The following is a 25,671-nucleotide window of genomic DNA, read 5'->3' as shown; positions in this document are numbered from 1 at the left end:
GGTAAAAATTACACTGCTTGTGAATTTTTGCTACGCTTTTGTAAACCAAACAAAGCTGCTAATCCTAAAAGACCTAAGCTCATAGTGATTCCTGGTTCCGGCACAGTTTGGTTGACATCTAAGCGAACACCATCACCAGTAGCAAATCTACCACCAATATTACCCAGTTTGACTTCCAAAGATTTGACATTTGTCAAGGTAACTTTTTTGATATTCGCATCACTTCCTGGAGTAATTGTTCCTCCGTAAGCAACACCATTAACCTTAAGAATAGAAGTACCTGTATCTTCCACATCAAAAAACGATAGCACTAACTCGCTAATTGTGCTAGCAAAGTCAAACTTGAACTGACCAACTTCTAATTGACCATTTTCAGGTAGTTTACCGTTAGTTCTTCTAGCTACAGGACGGAACCAATTTTCACCTGCGATTGTGTTAGTTCCTGCATCTGGTGCGCCGAAGAAAATACCAAAACCATAATTATTTACTGTTGAACTATCATCACTAAATAATAGACTTGGTAGGTAATCTGCACTGTAATTCTGACTGGTGACTGTGTAACCATAAGCAGTTGTATCAATACAGCTACCAGTTAAACAAGCTACATTTGTCAGTTTAATTTCCCCTTCTACTGGAGGAACTAAAGAAGCAGCTTGAGCTTTAGATATACTACCAATTACATTTAAACCTATAGTAGATGCTGCAATTGTTGTTGCTAAAATAGTTAACTTTTTCATTAGACTTTTTTCCTCTGATTAGTAATTTTTTAGATGAAAAATTTATTTTCATTTGTTTCTCTGTATTTGTATATTAACCGGGCAATTACGTAAGTGCATCTACTCGCGTCTTAATTCACACAATCTTTATTAGTAAATCGCTATATATGAATATTTTTAGAACAAAAGTTTTATTAAGTCATTTATTATACCTTTTTATAAAGATATTACTTAAATATACTGTTGCTTAATTGTTAACTCTCTCGTCACTGAGAAATACAGCGTTTTTCAGGTAAATGAAGCAAATGGGTAGGGGCGCACAGCTGTGCACCCCTACAATGATTTGATTTTCTTTCGGTATATTCCATTCAATTGAAAACCGCTATAAGCTGGCACCAAGCTGTGCGCCCCTACTACGCGAACTGTACCTCACCAACAATTAGCTGTAAAAGTTTCTCATAACAGTGCTTTTTCTCGCGCGTCTTGTGAAAAATAAAAACCTCTTCGTAGTAGAAGAGGTTTTTACGAGTATGGAAACTTACTTCAAAAAGAGGCTATTTTACAACAAAATTCCGAATCTAGGGGTAAAACAAGCTGATTACGCCGCTTTTAGACAAAGTTTGCGTACTTCACGCTTTATGCAATTTAAATCTGGAGAAGCTTATAAGCTTAAGCTGATTGCAAATATTTTCTAGCTTCAGTAGCGATCGTTTCTACATCATCATTTACCAGAGTTTCTAATATAGATTTAGCTTCTGGACTACCCAAATGAATCAAGGCTTGTACAAGTCTGTAACGGATTTGCGAATCTGGATTGCTAGCAAAAGGAGCTAAAAGGGGAACTGCTTCTATATTTCCCAACTCGCCTAAAGAACTAATAGCCGCAGTTTGGACTAATTCATTGTCTGAAGAGAGCGCCTGTTTGAGTAGTTCAAAACCGCGTGGATCGCCTAACTCTCCGAGTGTAGCAATGATACTGAATTGTACTAGCCATTCATCAGTTGTATTGTAAACTTTCTCTAAGTCTTCCAGAGCTTCACTTAATTTCAGAGCGCCCAAGCAATCTGCGGCTGCTGCTTGCACATCTACTTCGGGGTCATTAAGCAAGCGATCGCGTAAAATTTTCAAAGATAACTGTAAATCCTCTTTTCCCAGTGTATCCATTTGACTCACTGCCGAGTACCGAACACGGGCGTTGCGATCGGCAATAGCAGTTTGAATCAATTCAAAACCGATGGCTTGTTCTAATTGACGGATTTGATTTACTGCACGCAAGCGATCGCCTACATCCTCAGAACTAAGCAGTTCTTTAACAGACTCTGGATTAATACTCATTTTATTATCCTTGATTTTCAAACGTATAAAAAAGAGTCAAGGGTGAATGAAGAGAACAAAGTGACAAACAAACAAGGGTAGATGAGGGACATAGTAATGGGTAATAGATAACCACCAATGCCCAATACTTCTCTGCGAGAGGCTGCACCAACGACTTACCTCGACTTCACCCTTCTCTACAAGACGCTCTTGCTAGCTTGCTCGTATTGTAGGGGTACGCCTACGCTCAGGACAGGCTCGGCACAAGTCGCTCAGTACAAGTGCCCAATGCCCAATGCCCATTGACTAATCTTGACTTGCTGCCATTGCCCGAATAATATCACCACGAGTGAGGATACCAATTACTTGACCTGTGCTGTCAAGTACTGGCAAGCGGTGAACGCTGCGATCGTGCATCAATGTAGCAGCTTCCTTTAAAGTTTTCTCAGGGGAAATAGTGATGGGGTTTGTACTCATCACTTCTCCAACGGTTTGCCCTAACGCTTTATGCAAATCACGTTCGTAGGTAGCAGGGTTTTTCAAATATATGACACTATCAAGAAACATGATGTATGCAGGTGGAGTTACACCAGTTTCTTGCCACATCAAATCGGTTTCTGAAATAATGCCCACTAACTTACCGCCCTCATCCACAACAGGTAGCCCACTGATGTGGCGTTCTGCGAGAATTTGGATAGCTTCCTTGAGTGGAGTTTGTGCCTGAACCACAATCGGATCGCGGCTCATAACGTCGGCAACGGTTTTAGGCATTTGTTTACTGACACCATTTATCAAAGTCCCTCCGATTATTGTAGAAAATTGCGGGACTCAACCTGATGCAATTAATAGATTGTTACTGGATTGGGAATAAGGCATCGGTCATAATCATTAGTCATTGGTCATTAGTCATTAGTCATTGGTAATTGGTCATTGGGTATGGGGCATGGGGTATGGGGAAAGGGAAAGGGGTAAAGGGAAAAGGGGAAAGACTAAATTTATTCCTTGTCCCTTTAACCTTTAACCTTTTCCCCTGCCCCCCTGCCTCCCCTGCTCCCCCTGCTCTCTCCTCACTCCTCTCCTGCCTTCCGTGCTCCCCCACTGCCCTTGAGAGCATCAATAATTTGAATATTTGCTTTCGGAAAACTAAAGTTTTCGAGTTCTTCCAAGCTTACCCAGCGAATCTCATCGCATTCCAAAGGCTGGGGAACACCCGCAACATAACGGCACTGATGTACTGTAAGAGTAACGCGCAAATTTGTGTAGGTATGATCGACAGTGATTAGATGTTCTCCCACTTCGATCGCTATCCCCAATTCTTCTTTTATTTCCCGTTGAATACATTCTTGGATAGTTTCACCAAGCTCAATCTTACCACCAGGAAATTCCCATAAACTACCCATCATTCCTTCTGGACGACGGCGGTCAATTAAAATTTGTTTTTGGTCATTCCAAATTACGGCAACACCAATAATTTTATGAGGTGGGAAAGAACTGCTTTGGCTCATGGTTTATGGAACTAGGAGTGGGGAATGGCTACAGATAAGGGTTAACCCTTGTCTGTATGGAATGGGGAACAAAGGAAACGAGGGGCACACGAGCGAGGGAGAGCAGGGGAGCAGGGGAGATGGGGAAGTGTGGGAAGTGTGGGGGGAAAGATTTCTTCCCCATCCTCCCACACCTCCCACCCCTCCCACACTTCCTGCTTGCCCCATGCCCTGTTTGCCCAATACCGCATAACAAAACTCGGCAGACTACTTTTAACCCTGCCGAGTTTGTATATTTATCGCTGTTTGTTTATCCACACGTTTTTATTATTCATTTAAAAATGCGCCTCTGATTTGACTAATTCCCAAATTACGTAGGCTTGGAGAAAAGCAAATTCAAATATTCTGCACTCTTTGGGCATTAATTTCAATCCAAATTCGCTTGTCTTTTGGTTCTTGTCAAATATTTCTGTGATACATGATTGGGAACTTTACATAATTACTTCGCAGATGGCTATTTCCCTACTGGTATAACCATGACTCTGAGCGACTTCAGCCCAATGATATTAAACTTCCTAAATTTTACAGCGAATTATAACTAAAGTGAATTACACAAGCATTTGTCTCAAAGCCAAGTCAGAAACCTGTTTTACTACCTATTTCTGAACTTCTGAATTCTGTTCTAATATTTTTAGTCAATTTCGCTGTTGTTGGTTTCAGTTCCTTGGAGGGCGATTTCAAAATTCATTCTCTGCTCGGCGTTACGCAAGAAATAACCGCTAATCATCGCAGAGGCCAAAAGCCGACCAAGGCTTTCCCGACTAGTAGTTACAGTCACTCCAAAATGTTCTGAAGGTAAGTTTCCCAACAATCCTGTAATGTTACGTTCCATCACCTGAAAAACTTCAGGAGAACTGGGTTTAGATAACTGAGTAACTGTCTCAGGACTCAAGGACTTGACGTATTGCCAAAGCAAATCGCTAGTTTCTGATTCACCATTGAAAAATTCTGAGACGCGATTAGATGGATTATTCATTTTCTATCTCCTTGACTACGATTTTTAGCTAGGGTGTTCGTATTTGGAGACTAAATGCATTTTGGGGATTTCTCTGAGACCTGACTATTTAGTCTTCCTGTTAAATAATGTAACAGGCTCTTTTGCTGTTGAAAGTGGGCGTAACCGTACCAAAAGCAGCGTATTTTCTCACCAATTAGTCAGTAGTCATGGGGCGTTGGGTATGGGGAGATGGGGAGACAAACGAGAAGAACTCTGAGGATCGACACTCAAAAGTCATCAGCCAACACTCCCAATGACTGATGACTAATGACTAATGACTAATGTGACTAACTTGCCAAATATTCATCCATGTTGGCTTTAGATTTGCGAAGTTTGGTCAAAGCTTCCCGTTCAATTTGCCGGACTCGTTCCCGGCTAATGTTGAGGATTTCACCGATTCTTGCCAGAGTCAGTGCTTGGCCGTCAGTTAACCCAAAGCGTAGTGTGATTACTTCCCTTTGTTGTGGCGTGAGATCGCCCATGAGGCGCTCTAAGTCATAAGATAGAGAAGATTGCATCACAAATTCTTCTGGAGAAGCTCCTGGATCTTCGAGCATTTCTCCGAGTTCGGTGTCGTAGTTGTCACCTAACCGCAAATCCAAGGAAAGAGGCAAACGCGCCTTTTCTAGATATTCTCGCACTTGCTTTGGCGTCAATTCCAATTCTTGAGCTAGCTCACCTGCTGTGGGAGCGCGTCCCAATTTTTGAGACAATTGCCGCTGTGCTTTTTTAATTTTATTTAATTTTTCAGTTATGTGGATAGGCAGCCGAATGGTACGAGCTTTTTCTGCTATGGCACGGGTGATAGCTTGGCGAATCCACCAATAGGCATAGGTAGAAAATCTATAGCCTTTCGTGGGGTCAAACTTTTCCACACCACGTTGCATTCCAATACTACCTTCTTGGATCAAGTCCAGTAAATCGACGTTGCGCTTGATGTACTTTTTGGCAACGGAGACCACCAGCCGCAAATTGGCTTCTACCATCTTGCGCTTGGCAATTTCACCATCAGCGATCGCTTCGTTCAACTCTTCTGGTTCTAATTGTGCCGCTTTTGCCCACTCTTCTAGAGTTGGTTCGCGACCTAACTGGTTGGCAAGACTTTCCCGCGATTCGTGCAAAGCCGTTGAACGTTGCACCTGCTTACCATAGAAAATCTCTTCCTCGTGGGTTAAGAGTGGCACACGGCCAATCTCACGCAGGTAAGTCCGCACGAGGTCTGTGGCTGTCTGAGCGGTCTTCATGGCGCTACTCTTTGGTGATGATGGGTTTGATGGTAGGGTCATTCAGGGATAGATGCTCTTTATGGGTACTAGCCAGTCTGACTGGGAACCCATACTTATGCTTTGCAACTTACGCGCCCGATAAATTCGGCTGCTCATAAATAATCAAAATTGAGCTTCTTAACTGCTAAAAGTTACAGTTATTTCCTACTCTGCACAAGTATCTACAGTTAGATAAAAGGTAATTTCTTAAACATTCTTCTATTAGATTAATATTAACAATTGTAACCTTTCTGATAAGGTTTTGGCTATATACCTGAATAAATTTCCTTGTTGTTACAGTTTATGCAGTAGCCTTTTTCCTTTTAATAAACCTTAAAAGGCGATTTCACTACTTATCTGGCTCAAAGAAACTTCCTCATATTTGTTAAAATATCTCAATGAGAACTATAGTCATTCTCTTATAAGGATTGTTTAAGTTTTGGGGAATGGGGCATGGGGCATGGGGCATTGGGCATGGGGAAAGGGAAAGGGGTATGGTTCGACAAGCTCACCAACCGGGGAAAAGGGGAAAGACTAAATTTATTCCTTTTCCCTTTAACCTTTTCCCCTGCCCCCCTGCTCCCCTGCTCCCCTGCTTCCCTACTCCTTGGCAACCTTGCAGTAGTCTTGGATGACTTTTACATCTAAGGTTGTGTTTTGTAAGGAACGAATGGCGGCGACGGTAGCTTTTGCACCTGCGATGGTGGTTATGATAGGGATTTTGTAAGCCAAGGCTGTGCGGCGGATTAACCTCGCATCGGTATGGGCTTCTTCCCCTGAGGGTGTGTTGATAATCAGTTGGATTTTTTGGTTTTTGATTGCGTCTAGGACGTGGGGTCGCCCTTCATGGAGTTTCAGTACTAATTCAACATTTAAACCCTGTTCGAGAAGAACGCGGCGCGTACCAAGGGTGGCCATCACGTTAAAGCCCAAATCGATAAATTCTTTCACCACAACTGCGGCAGCTGCTTTATCGCGATCGCTCATTGATACAAAGACGGTTCCGCTTAACGGTAAACGCTCTCCTGCACCCATTTCGGCTTTGGCAAAGGCTCGTCCAAAGTCGCTATCAATCCCCATCACCTCACCAGTGGAGCGCATTTCTGGGCCTAATATTGTATCAGTTCCGGGGAATTTATTAAAGGGTAATACAGCTTCCTTAACAGCAATGTGGGTCGGGATGATTTCCTCGGTGAAGTTTAATTCCTCTAAGGTTTTCCCTGACATGATTAAAGACGCTAGTTTGGCTAACTGGACGCCCGTTGCTTTAGAAACAAATGGCACTGTACGCGAGGCGCGGGGGTTGGCTTCCAAAATGTAAACTTGGGGAGAATAGCCGCTTGCACCAACGACGGCAAACTGAATATTCATCAATCCCACCACTGACAAAGCCTGCGCTAGTTGCACTGTCCAAGTACGAATTTGGTTGAGAACTGCGGGCGGTAAGGAAATGGAAGGTAAGGAACAAGCGGAGTCTCCTGAGTGAATTCCTGCTTGTTCGATGTGTTCCATAATTCCACCAATCACTACCCGTCCTGTATGGTCGGCGATCGCATCGACATCGACTTCAATGGCATTTTCTAAAAACTTATCAATTAAAATGGGATGATCTGGTTCTACCTGCACCGCAAAGGTCATGTAGCGTTCTAACTCGGCATCGGAATAAACTATTTCCATCGCCCGTCCCCCCAACACATAGCTGGGACGCACCACCACCGGGTAGCCAATGCGTCTGGCTACAATCAGCGCATCTTCATAACTCCGAGCAATTCCATTGGGCGGTTGAGCGATATTCAACTCCTTGAGAATCTTCTCAAATCGTTCTCGGTCTTCTGCCATGTCAATGGAATCTGGCGATGTACCCCAAATCTTGGGAATTGGGGATAGGGCATTGGGCATTGGGGTGGTGGGGTGGTGGGGTGGTGGGGTGAAATTTTCTCCCCATCTCCCCATCTCCCCATCTCCCTCATCCCCACTCCCCAATCCCTGCAAATACTCCTGGAGGGGAACAGCCAACTTCAGCGGTGTTTGTCCGCCAAACTGGACTATTATGCCTACAGGATTTTCCGCTTCGATGATATTCAGGACATCTTCTTTTGTTAAAGGCTCGAAGTAAAGGCGATCGCTGGTATCGTAATCTGTGGAAACTGTCTCTGGGTTGGAGTTGACCATTATCGTCTCGTACCCCGCAGCTTTCAGGGCATAAGCGGCGTGACAACAACAATAGTCAAACTCAATTCCCTGTCCGATGCGGTTAGGGCCGCCACCCAAAATCATGACTTTGGGCTTGGTTGTGGGTAAAACTTCTGTTTCTTCTTCGTAGGTAGAATAGTAGTAAGGAGTAAACGCTTCAAACTCCGCTGCACAAGTATCTACAGTTTTATAAACTGCAATGACCCCTAGTTGTTGGCGATAGGTGCGGACTTCATCTTCGGTGGTTTTGGTAGCATAGGCAATCTGGCGATCGCTAAATCCATTCCGCTTCACTTCATAAAGTTGCTCTTTTGTCAATTCTTTTAAGGATGTGCGCTTGAGGAATTTCTCGATATCCAGAATTTGCTGCATCTTATCCAGGAACCACGGGTCAATACCAGTGAGTTCGTAGATTTCCTCAGCAGTGATTCCTAACTGTAGGGCATGACGCACGGCAAAAATGCGATCGGGGTTTGGCGTCCGCAGCAAGGCACGAATTTGTTCGCCACTGGGTAATTTTTCGGCTTTGTCGCAACCCCAGCCAGCGCGTCCAGTTTCTAGAGAACGCAGCGCCTTTTGGAAAGATTCGTTGAAAGTCCGCCCAATTGCCATTGCTTCGCCGACTGATTTCATTTGCGTTGTCAGCACTGGTTCGGAACCAGGGAACTTTTCAAAGGCGAAGCGGGGAATTTTTGTAACTACGTAGTCAATTGTTGGTTCAAAGGATGCCGGAGTTTTCTTGGTGATGTCATTTTTAATTTCATCCAAGGTGTAGCCGACGGCTAACTTGGCTGCCATTTTAGCGATGGGAAAACCCGTAGCTTTAGAAGCTAAAGCCGAACTGCGGGACACGCGGGGGTTCATTTCAATCACCACCACATCTCCAGTGACAGGATTAATGGCAAATTGAATATTAGAACCGCCAGTTTCCACACCTATCTCGCGGATGATTTTAATTGCCATATCCCGCAGCCTTTGATATTCTTTATCAGTGAGGGTTTGCGCGGGAGCGACGGTAATCGAATCCCCGGTGTGGATGCCCATAGGATCAAGGTTTTCGATGGAGCAGATAATCACCACGTTATCTGCAAGGTCACGCATCACTTCGAGTTCGTATTCTTTCCAGCCAAGTAAAGACTGGTCAATGAGAATTTGGGAGACAGGGCTAGCATCTATACCGACCTGTGCCATTTCTTCAAATTCTTCTTGGTTGTAGGCAATACCACCGCCACTTCCACCCATTGTAAAGGCAGGACGAATAATGAGGGGATAGGTGCCAATTTGACGAGCGATCGCTTTTGCTTCGTCTAATGATTCGGCTGTGCCACTGGGACATACAGCTACGCCGATTTTGGCCATTGCATCGCCAAAAAGTTTTCTGTCTTCAGCTTTTTGAATGGCTGGCAGTTTAGCGCCGATTAACTCAACGCCGTATTTTTCTAATGCGCCATTTTTGGCTAAAGCAACAGCGATATTCAGGGCAGTTTGTCCTCCCATCGTTGGGAGTAAAGCATCAGGGCGTTCTTTGGCGATCACTTTTTCGACCAATTCCGGAGTCAGCGGCTCAATGTAAGTGCGATCGGCCGTTTCCGGGTCAGTCATAATCGTTGCAGGGTTAGAGTTGACCAACACCACTTCATAGCCTTCTTCTCGCAACGCTTTGCAGGCTTGAGTGCCAGAGTAGTCAAACTCACAGGCTTGTCCAATTACAATTGGGCCAGAACCTAACAGTAGAATCTTCCGGAGGTCATCACGGCGGGGCATAGTAGTTGCCTTGGAGTACGAGAATACAAATCCTGATTATTTTAAGGGTGTTTACCCGCGATCGTGCTTTTTATTATTAAGTTTTCTAACTTGACAGGGCATGGGGCATTGGGCATTGGGAAGAAGCAGAGGGGCAGAGGGGATGGGGGGCAGAGAAGAAAAAGTTAGTGCAACTTCCCCCCTGCTCCCCTGCCCCTTCTGCTGCCCATAGCCCATGCCCAATAGATTATTTTCTATTTCTAATTTTATTGAATTGTGATGCTAAATTATTTCTGGTTCTTGCAAAGATTTTTTATTTAATTTGATGAAAATTTTCAACTAATGCTGATTTATTATGGCAGATACCTGCATGTTTATTTATAACAAATAGATTACTTAGATCGAAATATATGTTGACTAACTAATTGCTAAATATTTTCAAAGTTAAATACGATCTAAATATGTTGACTTATATTAAAAATGGCAGAGAGATAGAAATCCTACTCTCTGCCATTTTTTTATAATATTTTAAGAGTTAATCCTGCTGGCTTTATCTTTCGCTCTAGGTAGAAAAATCTAGATTATGAGAGTTTTAGCTTTGAGCAGCTTGGACAAACCCTAAGGTTAAGCTGTCTTTAGCGAGGAAGTGGGACAAATGATAAGCACGTTCTTCTGTTTTTAACAAAATCTTCTCGTAGAGATAGCGTGTAGCCCGATCCCCTAAACTCTCTGCCTGAGCAGCTTGGCGACGAATTACACCAATGATTGCTTGTTCGGCTGCTAGGTCATTTTCTACCATTTGGCGGGCAGAATATACGCCGTCGGGTTCTTGTTGAAAACAGGTTAATTCTGCTAGTTTGCTGAAGGTCGCAACTGGCACACCACCCAGTCCATCTAAGCGCTCTCCAATTTCATGGATGTGGTCTTGCACTTCATTGTAACTTTCGTTAAAAAACTCATGCAGAGAGTAAAATTCTGCACCTTCAACTACAAAATGATGCTTTTGATACTGTAAGTAAAGTGCTTGGAAACTAGCTAATACAACGTTGAATCCTTCTGTAACTGGGGCAGTTACGCTGCGATCCAACAGCACAGGATTGTCATATACATGACCAAAATTTCGTAGCAAAGTTTGTGTTTCAGACATTGTTCTCCTCGCTCTTTAGCAGTTACAGTTTTTAACTGCTTAGTCTTTATATACTAACATTTTCATAATAATGGCAAGGCCTATTCGCTATGACTAAATTTTTAATTATTAGCTACAAAAATTGTCGAGTTTATTTGTTTGTTGAACGATCTTAAGGGGCTAGTGGCTGGGGTATGGGGAGCAGAGGGGGCAGGGGAAAAGGTTAAAGGGAAAAGGAATAAATTGAATATTTCCCTTTTTCCCCTTCCCCCATACCCAATGCCCTATGTCCAATGCCCAATGCCCCATGCCAGTAATTATTTTTTTTCAAAGTTAATGAGAATTGTTTGCACTTAAGGTATGCTGGTTTTAAGAGGTCAAACTCGCATGACTTTCAAAAAGTAAGAAGTTGTATCGCGGTATTTACTGCAAGTTTGTTGCACTTTGAGGGCAATTATCTTGAAATCGTTTAGTTCAGAAGTAGAAAACAAGCACGTTGTAGAAGTAAATTGGGCAGACCGTTGGCAAGTCTATCAACGTCTAAAGGAGTTAGACGTTCCCTGTAGTTGTATGACTAATCAGCCATTACAAGTTGAAATTAGTTCTGCTACTGCGGCTGTTCAACTTTGGAGTGTAATACAGCGATTCACTGCCTCTCGCCAAGACCAAATCTGGAGCCTTGAATGCTGCTGGAGAAGTCGTTACCAAAAGTCCTAATCTACATCGCTAATTTTTACCCTGGTGCTGAAAAGATTGCTGTAGTTAGCTTGTATTAGTTAAAAGGAGGTTAAAAAATGGGTGCATATCAGAGTTTGGAAGTATCACAATTTTGCCTTGAGGGCAGGTTTATAGATTTTGTTATTAAAGATGGCTATAAGGTAAAAGGTTTATTGCTGGGTACTCATGAAGGTGAATGTTACGTTAAACTCGCTAAGCATTTACGGGCTGCTTTTGATTTGCGGCTACCACGAGGTACTTGGCTACAAGTTGTTGGTTACAAAAAACACGATATAAAAAAAGACAAAGTTACATTCAAAGCTGAACGTGTGATGGCGGCGCGTTCTGAACTGGCCAGAGTTCAAACTATTGCCGCACCAGAAGAACCACCATCAATTGATAACGCTAAGGTAAAACCAGCGAAGACCAAAGCGACAATCTTGGTGTGTCAAAAGTCTGATTGCATGAAACGCGGTGGTAAAGCAGTTTGTCAGGCGTTGGAGGCTGCTTTGAGCGATCGCGGTTTAGAAGACCAAGTTACAATCAAGGGCACCGGCTGTATGAAAAACTGCAAAGCGGGGCCAAATCTAGTCATGCCAGACAAAACCCGCTACAGCCAAATTCAAGCACCACAAGTCCCGGCGCTAATGAATAAGCATTTTGCTGACAAAGGTGCAACAGCACAACCAGAGAATTTCAAAGAAGTACCAGTGGTTAATTCTAAGTTTTGCTGAAGTTGATAGTAAAACCTTAACTAGTTAATGAGAAAATTTAATAGTAAGTTTTTAGTGTGTTCCCTGGATACTCGGCAGTAATCTTTGAAAGATTTTTGCAAGAGTTATGGATATAGCGATGCCTTCGGCGGGCTACGCCTACGCCTACACAATGTCATGAAACGGGCATAATCTAAAGGCGTAGGTGTAACTGTCGTCCGTGGTAGCGTCTCTGAAAGAGAAGGCGATCGCTTAACATTTCTATCCAATTGAGTTAAGCGATTAGACAAATTTGGTACGGTATAAGACTTGTATATAGCGTTTCTTGTTCTAATGAGGTACGAGGTAGGGGCGCACAGCTAGCTGTGCGCCCCTACAATGATTTAATTTTCTTTCGCTGTATTCCGTTCAATTGAAAACCGCTATATTTTAAATAATGTCATTTAGAGAAGACTGCAACAGCTGTTGCATAGATGTAGCTTGGACATGGTTAGGGAACACAGTTAAAAACTCATTTAGGTCTTGGATTGCTATTTGGATTGCTATACGAATATCGAAGGAAGCACTTTGAGATAAGGTATGCCGATACAACTGCTCTGCTGGTTGATGATATTGGGCAGCCAAATAGTAAAGAGCTAAGTTAAAACTATTACGCCAGTTTTTAGCATCTTTTTCGTAATGCTCTTTAGCAAGCTTGATGGCAAGGGCCAAATCAGCCCGTGCTTTGTCTGGTTGGTTTATGGCTAGGTAAGCTAAAGCGCGATTATACAAATACCAATCATAAAAAACCTGACGGGAGTTTAGAAACCCACTGGTTTCAGGTCTTTGAGGGAAAACGACATCAGATTTTAAGTTAACAGCACGATTGAAATCTGCAAGTGACTCGTTGTAGCACTTAAGCATCAGATGTGTATAACCTCTATTTATCAGCGACCAGTCATCTTTGGGATTAAGTTCAATAGCACGGTTTAAATTTTGTAATGCTTCACTGTAGCGCTGCATTTGCCGATAAGTATAACCCAGACGTGCCAGCACCCATTGGTAATTAGGGTTAAGTACAATGGGGCAGTTTAAGCCTTGCGGTGGTGCTTCATGGTAGCGTTGCATTCGTCGGTAAATAAAACCCCTAAATCCTGTGGCTGGCGTCCATTGGTAATCGACATCAAGTTCAATGGCGCGGTTTAAGTCTTGCAATGCTTCCTCATATCGTTGCATATAGCGGTAAGCATCGCCTCTACTTGCGATCGCCCATTGATAATTGGGGTCAAGTTCAATGGCGCGGTTTAGGTTTTGCAGTGCTTCCTCATATCGGTGCATCAGGCGGTAAGTTACACCCCGATGTGCCAATGCCCATTGGTCATTAGGGTCAAGTTCAATAGCGCGGTTAAAGTCTTGCAGTGCTTCATCATATTGGTACATCAGGCGGGAAGTCACACCTCTACTTGCGATCGCCCATTGATAATTCGGGTTAAGCTCAATAACACGATTAAAGTCTTCCAGTGCTTCTTGGTAACGCTCCATTTGGCAGTAAGTCATCCCTCGAACTGTTAAATACTCAACTTCTTCAGGTACTAAATTTATCGCCTGGGTTAAATCTTCTAAAGCTTTTGAGTATTGATTTGATTGAGAGTAAATATAACTACGCCAATCTAGAGCTACTGCACGCCATTTGTCCTCAAGACTAGCATCGCTCAACAGGGTTGTGAGCATTTGGGCGGCAGCTTCATAATGTTTGTCTTCGTATGCTTTTAACCAATTCGCTAGTTGCTCGCCCCAACGCTGAACTTCGCTACAATCGACATCTTTACCAGCCTGAAGCATTGTTGCTGCCCACAATTGGGCAAAATTCCGTTGATTTTTGAGAGCTGCAAGGAATTCATTGAGAGCTACAGGTAAGTACTTTTGTGGTGATTGGCATAAGCGGTGATACAAAACATTGAGCTTATGGCTTTGCCAAGTTGGATTACGCCAAGCTTTTACTTCTTCCAATTGCAATTGGTTACCTAGCGTGTCGTAATAGTCTGCCAACTTGCTATGTATCTCAGCCCAACCTTGCGGCGATGAAAGGCGCTTGTGGCGTAACATTTGGGTTTTGACTACATCATGATAAGCCCAGCCGTCAGTACGTTCGTTGACAAACGATGTTTCTTTGAGCCAAGTAAATAGCTCATCTGCTTCTTGTTCTCCTCTTAACTTGGCTATCACATCTCGATTTAAGCACCGAGGAATGGCAGCATCGAGAGCAACTTCTCGGCGTTTGGGGTCATCAACCCATTTTAAAAATCTTTCTACGGCACTGCTGCTCGGCTCAAATACTTGGTTGGGGTCATTGGGATGAGCATCTGCTAGCATTCCTACTAGCAGGGGCAAATTTCCAGAAAGACGTAAGATCGTTTCAACAACGCGACTGTTGGTAATGCCTTTGCGAGTTAAATATTCTTGGGCTTCTTCTTCTGTAAACGGTTCTAGAGGGAAACGAACCATTAACCCCTCATAAGATGCCCAATGATTTTTATCTAATTCATGGCGACCGGCGATCGTTATCAATATATTGAGAGATACTTCACCGTAACGACCGTCCAAAATTTCCCGCAGCCAGTTATCTAGGAATTCTCCCGTGCGTTCGTAAGTATCAAAAAACAACGCAATACCAGTTTCTTTAGCAATTTGAAAAATATCTTGCAAAAATAGCGGGGTCAGCACTTCTTCAGGTTCTTGAACTAAGCGCACTTCATCTTTATTGGTAATTCTTTTTGCAATAAATGATGCCCATTCTCCGGCTTGGGTAGCCAATGCATCCTCATCTACAAAATCAAATACAGCACCACTAACGGGAACTCGACGCGCTAGACGCACGCCTGTTTTTACCATAGTTTTGCCGACAAACGCCGAAAAACCTTGAGGAGCTTGAGGATCGGTTTCTAATTCGTGGCGCTTTTGACGGTAAACTTTGTAGCGTTCTGTAAACTGCGGTAGTTTGTGACCTTGGCGTTCTAACTCTTGGGCCAAACGACCCATGACTTCTGGTACAGTTTTTTCAGCTTCATCGATGTAAGCCGAGATAATTTTTGCCTCATCGGCAATTTTGCGAAACTGGCGTAACAGTGTACTTTTACCAACTCCGCCTTCACCCCAAACGTTAAACAAAAAACGACGGCGGTCATCCTCTAACGGTAAAGCCAAGTTTTGACGAAATTGGTTTACCTGGTCTTCACGACCTACAAAACCCGATTGTTGACGTTGCTTAAGAATATCTTGTAAACTCTTGGGCTTGTTTTGCGGGTTCATTACCAGATTTTATTTTGAGGCGCTAATGTTTACAGGATAACTACTAAAGCTACAGGCTCGATTTCGGAATTTATCAGACTTTTTGTAGGTAATTTTGGCATTTAAGGTTGATTTAAGCTCGACGTTGACCTTCTGAAGCTCGACGTTGACCTTCTGAAGCTCGACGTTGACCTTTTGAGGCTCGACGTTGACCTTTTGAGGCTCGATGTTGAGCTTCTGAGGTTCAAAGTTGAGCTTCTGAGGCTCAAGGTTGAGCTTCTGAGGCTCGATGTTGAGCTTCTGAGGTTCAAGGTTGAGCTTCTGAGGTTCAAAGTTGGCCTTTTGAGGCTCGACGTTGAGCTTTTGAGGCTCGACGTTGAGCTTCTGAGGTTCAAAGTTGAGCTTAGAGGATGTTTGAAAACTCATGATTGATGTATCAAATATTTTTTACCCCTCCCTAACCCTCCCCTTGTCAAGGGGAGGGAACTGGATTTCCGGTCTCCCCCCTTGACAAGGGGGGATTAAGGGGGGTAATTAAAATCACAGCTAACCACTTTTCAAACAACCTCTTAGAACTGCAAAACGTGATGAAGTTGGTTTGATTATTGAGGTGTAAGCAAAGTAAGCAAATCTCTAGCACTAACAATTACAATACCTTGATAACTGCCCAGAGGTAATAGATGGCGTTTGTCGCCTGTAACAATGTGAGTTGCATTACCAAGAACTGCACATTCTAAAACCATGTTATCTTTCGGGTCAGTAGTAAGAACTTTTAAAGTATTGGTAATTGTGACTAGTTGTAGAAAGCTAAGTAAATCAGCTATTGTCTCAATTACCTGAATCTCAGAAAATTTCAATTTCTGCTCTAATTTTTCTGTCAGTTCATCAAGTATTTCTTGACATATTAAACCTCTTATCCGGTCTTGGCGTGCGAATTCAAGACAATGATAAGGACTACCTTTCCAGCCAATAGCAGAGAGCAAAATATTTGTATCAAACACTACTACTGGTAGCACTGTCTGTCCTCATGCACTAAGTCATCTATAAATGACTCGCGTTCATCTTCTGACATATTGTCCCAATTTAAACCACGTTCAGCACACAAGTTCCCTAATTGGGTTTGAGCATACTCCATACGAGAATCACGGTTGTGTTCGCCCTCTTGTGCCAGGGCTAATAATACTACTCGTTTACTCTGCGGTGGTAGTTGCTTGACTAATTCAATTACTTGTTCATCGCTCAATGTCAGTTTTGGCATTGTTCTTACTGGAAAACTGGATTAGTTTTTCTAAACTCTTATTTCAGCGTATCAAGAGATTTGACTAGCGTAGGCATAGCCCAACCCAGGCATCGTTTAATATTTGTAGTAGAAATTACATGACCTAAGTTAGAGAAGACTGCAACAACTCTCGCATAGATGTAGCTTGCAGATGGTTAGGGAAGACAGTTAAAAAGTCATTTAGGTCTTGGATAGCTTCACGAATAGATTCTGAGGAAGCACCTTGAGATAAAACATAGCGATATAACTGCTCTGCTGGTTGATTATATTGAGCAGCCAAATAGTAAAGAGCTAAGTTAAAAGCATTACGCCAGTCTTTAGGATCTTTTTCGTAATTCTGCTTAACAAGCTTGATGGCAAGCACTAGGTCAGTTCGTGCTTTGTCTGGTTGGTTAAGGGCTAGGTAAGTTAAAGCGCGATTATACAAATACCAACTATTTTCACAATTTAAATCAATAGCGCGATTGAAATCTACAAGAGCTTCATTGTACCGCTTAAGCTGGAGGTAAGTTTGACCGCGACTTAGGATCGCCCAGGCAGATTTGGGGTCAAGTTCAATGGCGCGGTCAAAATCTTCTAGGGCTTCTGGGTAACTCTCCATTAAGCGGTAAGTTTCACCGCGAAATGTGAGCGCCCAGTCAGATTTGGGGTTAAGTTCAATGGCGCGGTCAAAATCTTCTAGGGCTTCGGTGTAACGCTTCATTAACCGATAAGTTTCACCCCGATTTGCGATCGCCCACTCATATTTGCGGTTAAGTTCAATGGCGCGGTCAAAATCTTCTATGGCTTCTGGGTAACTCTCCATTGAGCGATAAGTTTCACCGCGATGTGTGAGCGCCCAGTCAGATTTGGGGTTAAGTTCAATGGCGCGGTCAAAATCTTCTAGGGCTTCTGGGTAACGCTCCATTAAGCAGAAAGTTTTACCGCGATGTGCGAGCGCCCAGTCATATTTGGGGTCAAGTTCAATCGCGCGGTCAAAGTCTTGTAGGGCTTCTGGGTAACGCTTCATTAAGCGATAAGTTTCACCACGCCAACCTAAAGCAATTGGTTGCCATATAACTTCAATCCTAGAATTTTGTACGACTGCGGTAAACATTTCTAATGTAACTGGGTAAAACTTTTCGTTAAAGGCTTTTAACCCATTAGTTAATTGCTCACCCCAACGCTGAACTTCAGCAGAATCCACATCTTTACCAGCCTGAAGCATCGTTTCTGCATATTGTTGGGCAAATTTGCCTTGATTTTTGAGTGCAGCAAGAAATTCATTGAGAGATACAAATAAATTCCTTTGTGGCGACTGACATAAGCTGTGGTACAACACATTTAAAGTGTGACTTTGCCAGCTAGGATCGCGCTGTTTCTTCTCTTCTTCTAATTGCAGCTCGTTCCGCAGGGTGTCGTAGTAATTTGCCAGCTTGCCATGTATCTCAGCCCAACCCTGCGGTGATGATAGGCGCTTGTGGCGTAACATTAGCATTTTGACGACATCGTGATAAGCCCAGCCGTCGGTACGTTCGTTGACAAAGGATATTTTTTTTAGCCAAGCAAATAGCTCATCTGCTTCTTGTTCTGTTGTCAACTGAGCGACAATATCCCGATTCAAGCACCGAGCAATGGCAGCATCAACAGCTACTTGTCGTTGTTTGGGGTCATCAACCCATTTTAAAAAGCATTCTACAGCATTGCTGCTCGGCTCAATTATTTGGTTAGGGTTATTTTGATAAGCGTCTGTTAGCATTGCCACTAGCAAGGGCAAGTTTCCAGAAAGGCGTAAAATCTCTTCAACGTGCTGACTGTTGGTGATGCCTTTGCGAGTGAGATATTTTCGGGTTTCTTCTTCGGTAAAAGGTTCCAGTGGAAAACTAACTATTAACCCCTCGTTGCCTGTCCAAAGATTTTTATCTAATTCCTGCCGACCAGCAATAGTTATCAATATATTGAAAGATACCTCACCGTGGCGACCCTCTAGAATTTCTCGTAACCAGTTATCTAAGAATTCCCCGGTGCGTTCATAAGTATCAAAGAACAAGGCAACAGCAGTTTTCTCACAAATTTTAAAAATATCTTGTAAAAATAGTGGGGTCAGGACTTCCACAGGTTCTTGAACTAAGCGCACTTCATCTTTATTTGTGATTTTCTTAGCAACATAAGATGCCCATTCTCCAGCTTGGGTAGCTAAAGCATCCTCATCTACAAAGTCAAATACAGCACCGCCAACGGGAACTCGACGCGCCAGACGCACGCCAGTTTTAACTACAGTTTTTCCCATAAAAGCCGAAAAACCTTGAGGAGCATCGGGATCGGTTTCTAATTCTTGGCGCTTCTGACGGTAAACTTTGTAGCGTTCGGTAAACTGCGGCAACTTATGACCTTGCCGTTCCAAGTCTTCAGCTAGACGACCCATCACTTCTGGTACAGTTTTCTCGGCTTCATCTATATAAGCCGTAATATTTTTTGCTTCTTCAGCAATTTTGCGAAACTGTCGTACAAGTGTGCTTTTACCAACCCCGCCTTCACCCCAAATGTTATACAAAAAACAACGGCGATCGTCTTCTGGGGGTAATGTTAGATTTTGCCGAAATTGCTTTATTTGGTCTTCACGACCCACAAAACCTAATTGCTGACGTTGCTTAATAATATCTTGTAGGTTCTTGGGCTTGTTTTGTGGGTTCATTACAAGATTCAATCTTGAGGTGCTAATGCCTACAGAATAATTACTAAATATACACGGTGTATTTCGGAATTTATGAAATTTTTTTTAGATAATTTTTATGCATTGAGCTTCTGAGGCTTGATGTTGACCTTCTGAGGCTCGACGTTGACCTTCTGAGGTTCAAAGTTGACCTTCTGAGGTTCGATGTTGACCTTTTGAGGCTCGACGTTGACCTTCTGAGGTTCGACGTTGACCTTCTGAAGTTTGATGTTGACCTTCTGAGGTTCGATGTTGACCTTCTGAGGTTCAAAGTTGAGCTTCTGAGGCTCGACGTTGACCTTCTGAGGTTCAAAGTTGACCTGGGAAATGTAAGTTCTAGCTAGGAATTTTTAACAAATAAATTATTCAATCTTGTGGGGTGGGCATCTTGCCCGCCATATAACCTGGGCGGGCGAGACGCCCACCCCACAAGAAGAAGTTCAGTATCTTTTTGTTTGAAAGTTTCCTACACAGACAAAACCTGCCTGTGCGGGTTTCAAAAATCTTTAGATTTAAAACGCGAAAAGGGCATAACAATGTTATGCCCCTACAAATAATGCGTATTTTCTTAAATTGTCAACTACTGCGATCGCCTATTTTAGGCTTTAGCTAACTGGGACTTCGGGTTGCTTTTTCTTAGAACGGCGGTTAAACCTGCGTCCCATCTCATCAATGACTGCATCTAATCCTGCGACATCGCCGCTAGCTTTGGCATAGCTATAAACTGCTAAGGCTGCGCCATAAGCTTCGCTAGCAGCGGCTATACAGGTATCATCTACTAGTTCTTGCAGTTGGGTTAAAGATAACAGCACGGGATACAAGTCTTCATATATTTCCAAGTCCCGGCGCATCTCTTCTAAATCAAAAGAACGAGGCAAAAAATTAGGGTTTTGTGTCGCCACTTCTAAGGCTTTGCTGACAAAAGCCCGACTTTTATCCCCCATCTTCAGCATTGTTCGCCGGTCTTCGGGGGTCAAATCAATTAAAAACGGTAACTTTTCTCTAATTGTAGCGATCGCCTGCATGACTGCGTACTTATCTGCTGGGCTTAAGCTGGCACTGACACGATTTTCTGCCATTTTTAATACTCCTTTAGGCTACTTAATTTCAGTATTCCCAAAGTTGTAGAGGCGATCGCGTTTATTGAGAGGTAATTGAGAGAGTATTATCTAGATTTACAATATGAAGGTAATCAACTATCTCGAAGATGAAGTGATAAGAGTGTTTCAGCTCTCACGTATTTACTTTTTCAAAACATTCTCGATATATCAAGGGTTAGGGTTTCTAAAAGGTGCAACTTGTGGGTGCGACAGCTGAGTATAAACCAATGAAATTGAATGGAGAAATCAATGCGTAAACAAATCATCGAATATACCTCTCCACTAGATGCGCTGATTGCCCTTACCAGACAGTTAAATACCTATGAAATAAAGTACCAAATGACTTCAGAAGAATTTTTTGCAAAATATAGCCAAGGAGAAACTTCCGACGATGAAGTGTTTGTCGAATGGGCAGCCAACTACCAACATTATTTAGCTCTACACCAAGATATAAAGAACAAACTCACAGATGTCGCGTGAAGTTATTCAAGCCTATTTAGATGAAGTTGAGCAACTTTTACTCAACTGCTCTAACACATACATTGAGGAATATAGTGCAGTAATTTTAACGACACAGAGAGCTAATCTCCGCATTAGGATACGTTTCGCTCTCAAATATTTACTAGCAGTCAGTGAAGCTTTTGTTATTGTCAATAATCAGATTAAATATATCGATTACCGCTATCACTATCAAGATGAGCAAAATAGTCTGATTTTTCGTTATGACAGTACACCACACTTTCCCAACTTACCTACTTTCCCACACCATAAACATCTTTTTGATAACGTAATTGCTTGCGAAAAGCCACATATAGGCGATGTGTTACAAGAAGCGATGGAGTTTTTAGAGTAGGAATATGGAATTTGCATAGCAAAACATAACCATCAAATATGACCGTTAAGATTTTGCTCATCGATCTATTTCTTCTAACTGCTAATCACAGCGATACATTCAATTTCTACCAAAACATTCTTAGGTAACCGCGATACCTCAACACAAGCACGCGCTGGGGCTGTATTTTCTGGAAAATATTTAGCATAAACGGCATTCACCGCCGCAAAATCATTCATATCAGCGAGAAAAACAGTAGTTTTCACCACATCTTCAAAAGTCGCCCCGGCTGCTGTGAGGATGGCTTCGAGATTAGCCATTACTTGCTCGGTTTGTTTTTTGACATCATCAGTGTAGACGACATCACCAAGGCGGGGATCGATGGCAATTTGTCCAGCTACAAATAATAATTGACCAGAAGCAGCGATCGCTTGATTATAAGGGCCGACTGGTGCGGGTGCGTTATCAGTATTAATTACTTTACGAGTCATAGATATCACTTTCTCTAACGATGCTACCTGTTTACCAATTTCGATTTCAGAGGCGATTGGTTTATAAACCTCTCCATCAGGCATTATCGCACCAGTCAGGTCAGCATCTTTAAAATTGACACCATAGATATTTGCTCCAGTTAAATCTGCCTTCTTCAGCTTTGCCTCTTTCAGATTAGCGTCGATCAAATCTACTTTTTGTAGTTCTGCTTTCTCTAAATTTGTCCCCTCAAGGCAGGCTTTTCTGAAATTTACACCGATAAGATTTGCCGCACCAAGATCGGCCTGAGTTAGATTCATACCTGACAAATCTTTTTGAGATAAATTAACACCCCGAATTTTGGCTCCCTGCAAATTAGCACCTTTGAGTATCACTTGAGCTAAGTTTGCTTGACTCAAATCAGCTGCAAACAAGTTAGCTCTACTTAAATCAGCACTAGTAAGGTTAGCTCTAACGACTTTTGCTTCATTTAAGGATGCGTCAGTTAAGTTTGCAGAATTGAGTGTCGCATCACTCAAGTTGGCGTTATCTAGATTGGCATTACTAAAGTTAGCGCTATTCAAGTATGCTTTACTCAAGTTGGCATTATCCAGATTAGCGTTACTAAAGTTAGCGCTACTTAGTTTTGCTCCACTCAAGTCAGCACTACTTAGGTCTGCCCAACTCAAATTTAAACTAGAACTTTCGCCCAACTCACTCAAATTTGCACCTGTTAAAGAAGCTCTAGTGAAGTTTGCATTTTTAAGTAATGCTTTAGTCAGGTTGGCATCATTCAAATCTACACCTGTCAAATCTGCACCTGTTAGGTCTATTCCACTCAAGTTTGCATATTTGAGGTCTACTCCTCTAAGATTCTCGTTGTGAAATTGCCTTTGTCCTTCGGCGTATTTCTCCAACAGTGTCTCAGCATCCATAAAGCACCTTTAAATACCACTGACACAGTATAATCACAAAAAATTTGTGTCACAGGTATTCTTCTCTTTTCTTACTTTGCGCCCTTTGCGTCCTTTGCGGTTCGTTCCTCTTACCCCAACCTGGGACGTATTCGATAATGCCATCAGATCGGCATCGCGATCGCACTCGTATAATACTGTTACAACAGATTGCAAAACATAATTGATGAATATTAAAGAATTACTGCTCCAAGAAATTGAATCATCCTCAGATGTTCTACTAGCTCAAACGCTACATTTTTTGCGTTTTCTCAAAACAAAACCAACAACCGAGGAAATATCTCTTGACCTGTCAACGCAAAAAAATGATGATGCTTTCAACCAGAAAACGAAACCGGAAATACAGAAAGCAACACCAATTATTAGAGGCTCTAAAGCTGAAGACTTGCTAAAATTTGCCGGAACTTGGCAAGGTGATGACTTTGAAAAGTGCTTGCAGCTTGTTTATGAAACCCGTTCCCAAGCTGAATTTTAGTAATTGCCCCCTACCCCAACCTGGGACGTATTCCATAATGCCGATATCGCCAATAATCCTGCAAAATGCGATCGTGGTCAAAACATAAATTACTCGGTACGCGCCAAGATTCAAAAATTCCTACACCCTTAGCATCATCTCCAGCCACGGGTTCTCCCGTCGCCGTCGCCAAAAATACAATACTAATGGTATGTTGACGCGGATCGCGATTGGGGTCAGAATACACCAGTAATTGTTCGATTAATTCTACCTGCAAACCAGTTTCTTCCTCAGCTTCTCGTCGCGCCGCCACTTCCACAGCTTCTCCATAATCCACAAAACCGCCAGGAATAGCCCAACCTAAGGGCGAATTATGTCTTTCAATTAACACTATTGGTCGATGAGGTCGATCTACTAGTTCGATGATGATATCAACTGTCGGTGCAGGATTTCGGTAAGTCATAGTTATTAGTCATTGGTCATTGGTCATTGGTCATTGGTCATCGATCGTTGGTCATTCACAAAGGACAAAGGACAAATGACAAATAACAAATGGCAAGTAAAATGAGTTTACTTGATTTACCCTGCAAATACTGATGTGTGATAAATTCGATGCGATCGCGTAGCAAATTGTTGTGGCGATCGCTTGCTCCTATAATTCAGGTTAAATATGCCTTTTCCCAGATCTAGTGGCATTCTGCTGCATCCTACTTCTTTTCCCAGTCGATTTGGCATTGGGGATTTAGGCTTAGAAGCCTATCGCTTCATTGACTTTCTCAAAGAAAGCTATCAACAATATTGGCAAGTTTTACCTTTAGGCCCCACTGCATACGGAAATTCTCCGTATATGTGCTACTCAGCAATGGCGGGAAATCCCCTACTGATTAGCCCAGAAAAACTTATAGAAGAGGGTTTGCTAGTTGAAGAAGACTTTGCTAATTTACCAGCATTTCCCGAAGAAAAATTAGATTACGATCGCGTTGTCCCAATTAAGATTGGACTACTTAAAAAAGCCTGCGAAAACTTTAGAGCCAATGCTACACCTATCCAACAGAGAGAGTTTGCAGGTTTTTGCGACAGCAAAGCTTATTGGCTAGATAATTATGCCTTATTTATGGCATTGAAAGATGCTAATGAAGGAGCAAGCTGGCATAAATGGGAACCTGAATTTGTTAAGCGCGAACCAGAAGCATTAGACCGAGTACAGCGCCGCCTCAATGGAGAAATTTTTTATTACAAGTTCGTTCAATTTGAATTTTTCCGCCAGTGGTCAGACCTGAAAAGCTACGCCAACATGCGTGGTATAGAAATTATCGGCGATATCCCCATTTACGTAGCTCACGATAGTGCCGATGTTTGGGCGCATCCTGACATTTTTGCTTTAGATGAAGAGACGGGAGAAGCAGCCCAAATGGCAGGAGTTCCACCAGATTACTTTAGCGCCACTGGTCAATTGTGGGGTAACCCAGTTTATAACTGGGACGAATTGCAAAAACAAGACTTTAAGTGGTGGGTGCAGCGCTTTGAGGCGATGCTCGATTATGTAGATATAATTCGCATTGACCACTTCCGAGGCTTCGAGGCTTATTGGTCTGTACCCAAAGGCGAAGAAACAGCCATGAATGGCAAATGGGTGGAAGCGCCTGGAGAAGCTTTTTTTGAAGCGATTAGACAGAAACTCGGCAAGCTACCCGTATTAGCAGAAGATTTGGGAGTAATTACACCAGAGGTAGAAGCACTGCGAGACAAGTTTGAATTTCCAGGAATGAAAGTTTTGCAATTTGCCTTTGGTTCCGATCCCGGTAATCCGTTTTTACCCTTCAATTACCCGCAAAATGCTGTAGTTTATACCGGAACCCACGACAATGACACCACCGTTGGCTGGTTTAATACAGCTAGCGACTACGAAAAGCAAAATTTATTGCTTTATTTAGGTTGTATCAGTCCTGAAGGTATCCACTGGGATTTGATTCGACTAGCATTGAGTTCTGTAGCGAATCAAGCGATTATTCCTTTGCAAGATATTTTTGGATTGGGAAACGAAGCGCGGATGAATTTTCCCAGTGTTGCTGAAGGTAACTGGGGGTGGCGCTATCAAGCAGCAGCTTTAACAGAGGAATTAAGCTCAAGGCTGAAAGCTCTCACTAGGCTCAATGGACGTGCCCCGAAAACAGATTGAGGAATGGGAGAGGGGGCAGACAAGGGAGAGGGGGCAGACAAGGGAGAAAGATTGCTACCTTGTCTCCTTGTCCCCCTTGTCTCCCTTGTCCCCTC

22 protein-coding genes are annotated in these 25,671 nt (G+C 42.8%); 7 read left to right on the top strand and 15 right to left on the bottom strand.

The features are described 5' to 3' along the window. Positions 1-8: 8 nt before the first annotated feature. From NSTC745_RS11460 to NSTC745_RS11425, 8 genes are all read right to left on the bottom strand, one after another. Positions 9-737, bottom strand: coding sequence for an LEVG family PEP-CTERM protein (locus NSTC745_RS11460; protein WP_445637242.1), 729 nt, complete (start codon positions 735-737; stop codon positions 9-11). Between the two features lie 648 nt (positions 738-1,385). Further along, complete coding sequence (nblB, locus tag NSTC745_RS11455; protein ID WP_445637241.1) at positions 1,386-2,051, bottom strand: phycobilisome degradation protein NblB; 666 nt, start codon at positions 2,049-2,051, stop codon at positions 1,386-1,388. 285 nt (positions 2,052-2,336) lie between these two features. After that, positions 2,337-2,801, bottom strand: a complete 465-nt coding sequence (locus NSTC745_RS11450; RefSeq protein WP_445637240.1) for a CBS domain-containing protein — start codon at positions 2,799-2,801, stop codon at positions 2,337-2,339. A 296-nt stretch (positions 2,802-3,097) separates the two neighbouring features. Further along, positions 3,098-3,535, bottom strand: coding sequence for an 8-oxo-dGTP diphosphatase MutT (gene mutT / locus NSTC745_RS11445; protein ID WP_445637239.1), 438 nt, complete (start codon positions 3,533-3,535; stop codon positions 3,098-3,100). 670 nt (positions 3,536-4,205) lie between these two features. Next, on the bottom strand, positions 4,206-4,550 hold the full coding sequence (locus NSTC745_RS11440) for a DUF760 domain-containing protein (protein WP_096541283.1): 345 nt from the start codon (positions 4,548-4,550) through the stop codon (positions 4,206-4,208). A 308-nt stretch (positions 4,551-4,858) separates the two neighbouring features. Further along, the gene (locus tag NSTC745_RS11435; protein WP_096541279.1) at positions 4,859-5,815 is read right to left on the bottom strand and encodes an RNA polymerase sigma factor, RpoD/SigA family; all 957 of its coding nucleotides are present in this window, start codon (positions 5,813-5,815) and stop codon (positions 4,859-4,861) included. A gap of 621 nt (positions 5,816-6,436) precedes the next feature. Further along, entirely contained in the window at positions 6,437-9,793 is a 3,357-nt protein-coding gene (carB, locus tag NSTC745_RS11430) for a carbamoyl-phosphate synthase large subunit (protein WP_445637238.1), read from the bottom strand. A 571-nt stretch (positions 9,794-10,364) separates the two neighbouring features. After that, positions 10,365-10,919 (bottom strand): Dps family protein, encoded by a 555-nt coding sequence (locus NSTC745_RS11425; RefSeq protein ID WP_096541273.1) that lies wholly within the window; start codon positions 10,917-10,919, stop codon positions 10,365-10,367. A gap of 438 nt (positions 10,920-11,357) precedes the next feature. On the opposite strand from NSTC745_RS11425, the gene NSTC745_RS11420 reads away from it, so the two are divergent. Together NSTC745_RS11420 and NSTC745_RS11415 are read left to right on the top strand one after the other, a co-directional pair. Beyond that, positions 11,358-11,615 (top strand): Asr1405/Asl0597 family protein, encoded by a 258-nt coding sequence (locus NSTC745_RS11420; protein WP_445637237.1) that lies wholly within the window; start codon positions 11,358-11,360, stop codon positions 11,613-11,615. Between the two features lie 77 nt (positions 11,616-11,692). After that, positions 11,693-12,349, top strand: a complete 657-nt coding sequence (locus tag NSTC745_RS11415; protein ID WP_445637236.1) for a (2Fe-2S) ferredoxin domain-containing protein — start codon at positions 11,693-11,695, stop codon at positions 12,347-12,349. 408 nt (positions 12,350-12,757) lie between these two features. On the opposite strand, the gene NSTC745_RS11410 is transcribed toward NSTC745_RS11415, so the two are convergent. Next, positions 12,758-15,616, bottom strand: coding sequence for a tetratricopeptide repeat protein (locus NSTC745_RS11410; protein WP_445637235.1), 2,859 nt, complete (start codon positions 15,614-15,616; stop codon positions 12,758-12,760). A gap of 174 nt (positions 15,617-15,790) precedes the next feature. On the opposite strand from NSTC745_RS11410, the gene NSTC745_RS11405 reads away from it, so the two are divergent. Further along, entirely contained in the window at positions 15,791-16,027 is a 237-nt protein-coding gene (locus NSTC745_RS11405) for a hypothetical protein (RefSeq protein ID WP_445637234.1), read from the top strand. Between the two features lie 170 nt (positions 16,028-16,197). Here NSTC745_RS11405 and NSTC745_RS11400 read toward each other — a convergent pair whose 3' ends face one another. The 4 genes from NSTC745_RS11400 to NSTC745_RS11385 all read right to left on the bottom strand — a co-directional run bounded on the left by NSTC745_RS11400 (position 16,198) and on the right by NSTC745_RS11385 (position 20,645). After that, a complete protein-coding gene (locus NSTC745_RS11400; RefSeq protein ID WP_445637233.1) occupies positions 16,198-16,611 on the bottom strand; it encodes a putative toxin-antitoxin system toxin component, PIN family in 414 nt (137 codons plus the stop codon). Then, positions 16,599-16,853 carry a hypothetical protein gene (locus tag NSTC745_RS11395; protein ID WP_445637232.1) on the bottom strand — a complete coding sequence of 85 codons (255 nt, stop codon included), beginning with the start codon at positions 16,851-16,853 and terminating at the stop codon, positions 16,599-16,601. The genes NSTC745_RS11400 and NSTC745_RS11395 overlap by 13 nt, the downstream gene beginning before the upstream one ends. 124 nt (positions 16,854-16,977) lie before the next feature. Next, on the bottom strand, positions 16,978-19,548 hold the full coding sequence (locus NSTC745_RS11390) for a tetratricopeptide repeat protein (RefSeq protein ID WP_445637231.1): 2,571 nt from the start codon (positions 19,546-19,548) through the stop codon (positions 16,978-16,980). Between the two features lie 623 nt (positions 19,549-20,171). Further along, a complete protein-coding gene (locus NSTC745_RS11385; protein WP_096541255.1) occupies positions 20,172-20,645 on the bottom strand; it encodes a hypothetical protein in 474 nt (157 codons plus the stop codon). 270 nt (positions 20,646-20,915) lie between these two features. Between NSTC745_RS11385 and tumA the strand changes: the two genes are divergently transcribed. Together tumA and tumE are read left to right on the top strand one after the other, a co-directional pair. Further along, on the top strand, positions 20,916-21,146 hold the full coding sequence (gene tumA, locus NSTC745_RS11380; protein ID WP_445637230.1) for an antitoxin TumA: 231 nt from the start codon (positions 20,916-20,918) through the stop codon (positions 21,144-21,146). Continuing rightward, complete coding sequence (gene tumE / locus NSTC745_RS11375) at positions 21,136-21,519, top strand: toxin TumE (RefSeq protein WP_445637229.1); 384 nt, start codon at positions 21,136-21,138, stop codon at positions 21,517-21,519. The genes tumA and tumE overlap by 11 nt, the downstream gene beginning before the upstream one ends. A gap of 74 nt (positions 21,520-21,593) precedes the next feature. On the opposite strand, the gene NSTC745_RS11370 is transcribed toward tumE, so the two are convergent. Beyond that, on the bottom strand, positions 21,594-22,904 hold the full coding sequence (locus tag NSTC745_RS11370) for a Rid family detoxifying hydrolase (protein WP_445637228.1): 1,311 nt from the start codon (positions 22,902-22,904) through the stop codon (positions 21,594-21,596). A 205-nt stretch (positions 22,905-23,109) separates the two neighbouring features. On the opposite strand from NSTC745_RS11370, the gene NSTC745_RS11365 reads away from it, so the two are divergent. Further along, a complete protein-coding gene (locus tag NSTC745_RS11365; protein ID WP_445637227.1) occupies positions 23,110-23,418 on the top strand; it encodes a hypothetical protein in 309 nt (102 codons plus the stop codon). A 10-nt stretch (positions 23,419-23,428) separates the two neighbouring features. Here the strand turns inward: NSTC745_RS11365 and NSTC745_RS11360 are convergent, their stop codons facing one another. Beyond that, positions 23,429-23,860: an NUDIX domain-containing protein gene (locus tag NSTC745_RS11360; RefSeq protein ID WP_445637226.1), complete on the bottom strand. Its 432-nt coding sequence runs from the start codon at positions 23,858-23,860 to the stop codon at positions 23,429-23,431. Between the two features lie 207 nt (positions 23,861-24,067). Between NSTC745_RS11360 and malQ the strand changes: the two genes are divergently transcribed. After that, the gene (malQ, locus tag NSTC745_RS11355) at positions 24,068-25,576 is read left to right on the top strand and encodes a 4-alpha-glucanotransferase (protein ID WP_445637225.1); all 1,509 of its coding nucleotides are present in this window, start codon (positions 24,068-24,070) and stop codon (positions 25,574-25,576) included. Positions 25,577-25,671 lie beyond the last annotated feature (95 nt).

It is taken from the genome of Nostoc sp. DSM 114161 (assembly GCF_052692665.1).
The sequence above is the reverse complement of the archived record's forward strand: the minus strand, read 5'-3'. Positions and strand labels throughout refer to the sequence as shown.

Excerpts from the sequence above, each read along its gene's own strand:
- NSTC745_RS11460 (WP_445637242.1), bottom strand. The coding sequence starts at position 737 with ATGAAAAAGTTAACTATTTTAGCAACAACAATTGCAGCATCTACTATA.
- nblB (WP_445637241.1), bottom strand. The coding sequence starts at position 2,051 with ATGAGTATTAATCCAGAGTCTGTTAAAGAACTGCTTAGTTCTGAGGAT.
- NSTC745_RS11450 (WP_445637240.1), bottom strand. The coding sequence starts at position 2,801 with ATGCCTAAAACCGTTGCCGACGTTATGAGCCGCGATCCGATTGTGGTT.
- mutT (WP_445637239.1), bottom strand. The coding sequence starts at position 3,535 with ATGAGCCAAAGCAGTTCTTTCCCACCTCATAAAATTATTGGTGTTGCC.
- NSTC745_RS11440 (WP_096541283.1), bottom strand. The coding sequence starts at position 4,550 with ATGAATAATCCATCTAATCGCGTCTCAGAATTTTTCAATGGTGAATCA.
- NSTC745_RS11435 (WP_096541279.1), bottom strand. The coding sequence starts at position 5,815 with ATGAAGACCGCTCAGACAGCCACAGACCTCGTGCGGACTTACCTGCGT.
- carB (WP_445637238.1), bottom strand. The coding sequence starts at position 9,793 with ATGCCCCGCCGTGATGACCTCCGGAAGATTCTACTGTTAGGTTCTGGC.
- NSTC745_RS11425 (WP_096541273.1), bottom strand. The coding sequence starts at position 10,919 with ATGTCTGAAACACAAACTTTGCTACGAAATTTTGGTCATGTATATGAC.
- NSTC745_RS11415 (WP_445637236.1), top strand. The coding sequence starts at position 11,693 with ATGGGTGCATATCAGAGTTTGGAAGTATCACAATTTTGCCTTGAGGGC.
- NSTC745_RS11410 (WP_445637235.1), bottom strand. The coding sequence starts at position 15,616 with ATGAACCCGCAAAACAAGCCCAAGAGTTTACAAGATATTCTTAAGCAA.
- NSTC745_RS11395 (WP_445637232.1), bottom strand. The coding sequence starts at position 16,853 with ATGCCAAAACTGACATTGAGCGATGAACAAGTAATTGAATTAGTCAAG.
- NSTC745_RS11390 (WP_445637231.1), bottom strand. The coding sequence starts at position 19,548 with ATGAACCCACAAAACAAGCCCAAGAACCTACAAGATATTATTAAGCAA.
- NSTC745_RS11385 (WP_096541255.1), bottom strand. The coding sequence starts at position 20,645 with ATGGCAGAAAATCGTGTCAGTGCCAGCTTAAGCCCAGCAGATAAGTAC.
- tumA (WP_445637230.1), top strand. The coding sequence starts at position 20,916 with ATGCGTAAACAAATCATCGAATATACCTCTCCACTAGATGCGCTGATT.
- tumE (WP_445637229.1), top strand. The coding sequence starts at position 21,136 with ATGTCGCGTGAAGTTATTCAAGCCTATTTAGATGAAGTTGAGCAACTT.
- NSTC745_RS11370 (WP_445637228.1), bottom strand. The coding sequence starts at position 22,904 with ATGGATGCTGAGACACTGTTGGAGAAATACGCCGAAGGACAAAGGCAA.
- NSTC745_RS11365 (WP_445637227.1), top strand. The coding sequence starts at position 23,110 with ATGAATATTAAAGAATTACTGCTCCAAGAAATTGAATCATCCTCAGAT.
- NSTC745_RS11360 (WP_445637226.1), bottom strand. The coding sequence starts at position 23,860 with ATGACTTACCGAAATCCTGCACCGACAGTTGATATCATCATCGAACTA.
- malQ (WP_445637225.1), top strand. The coding sequence starts at position 24,068 with ATGCCTTTTCCCAGATCTAGTGGCATTCTGCTGCATCCTACTTCTTTT.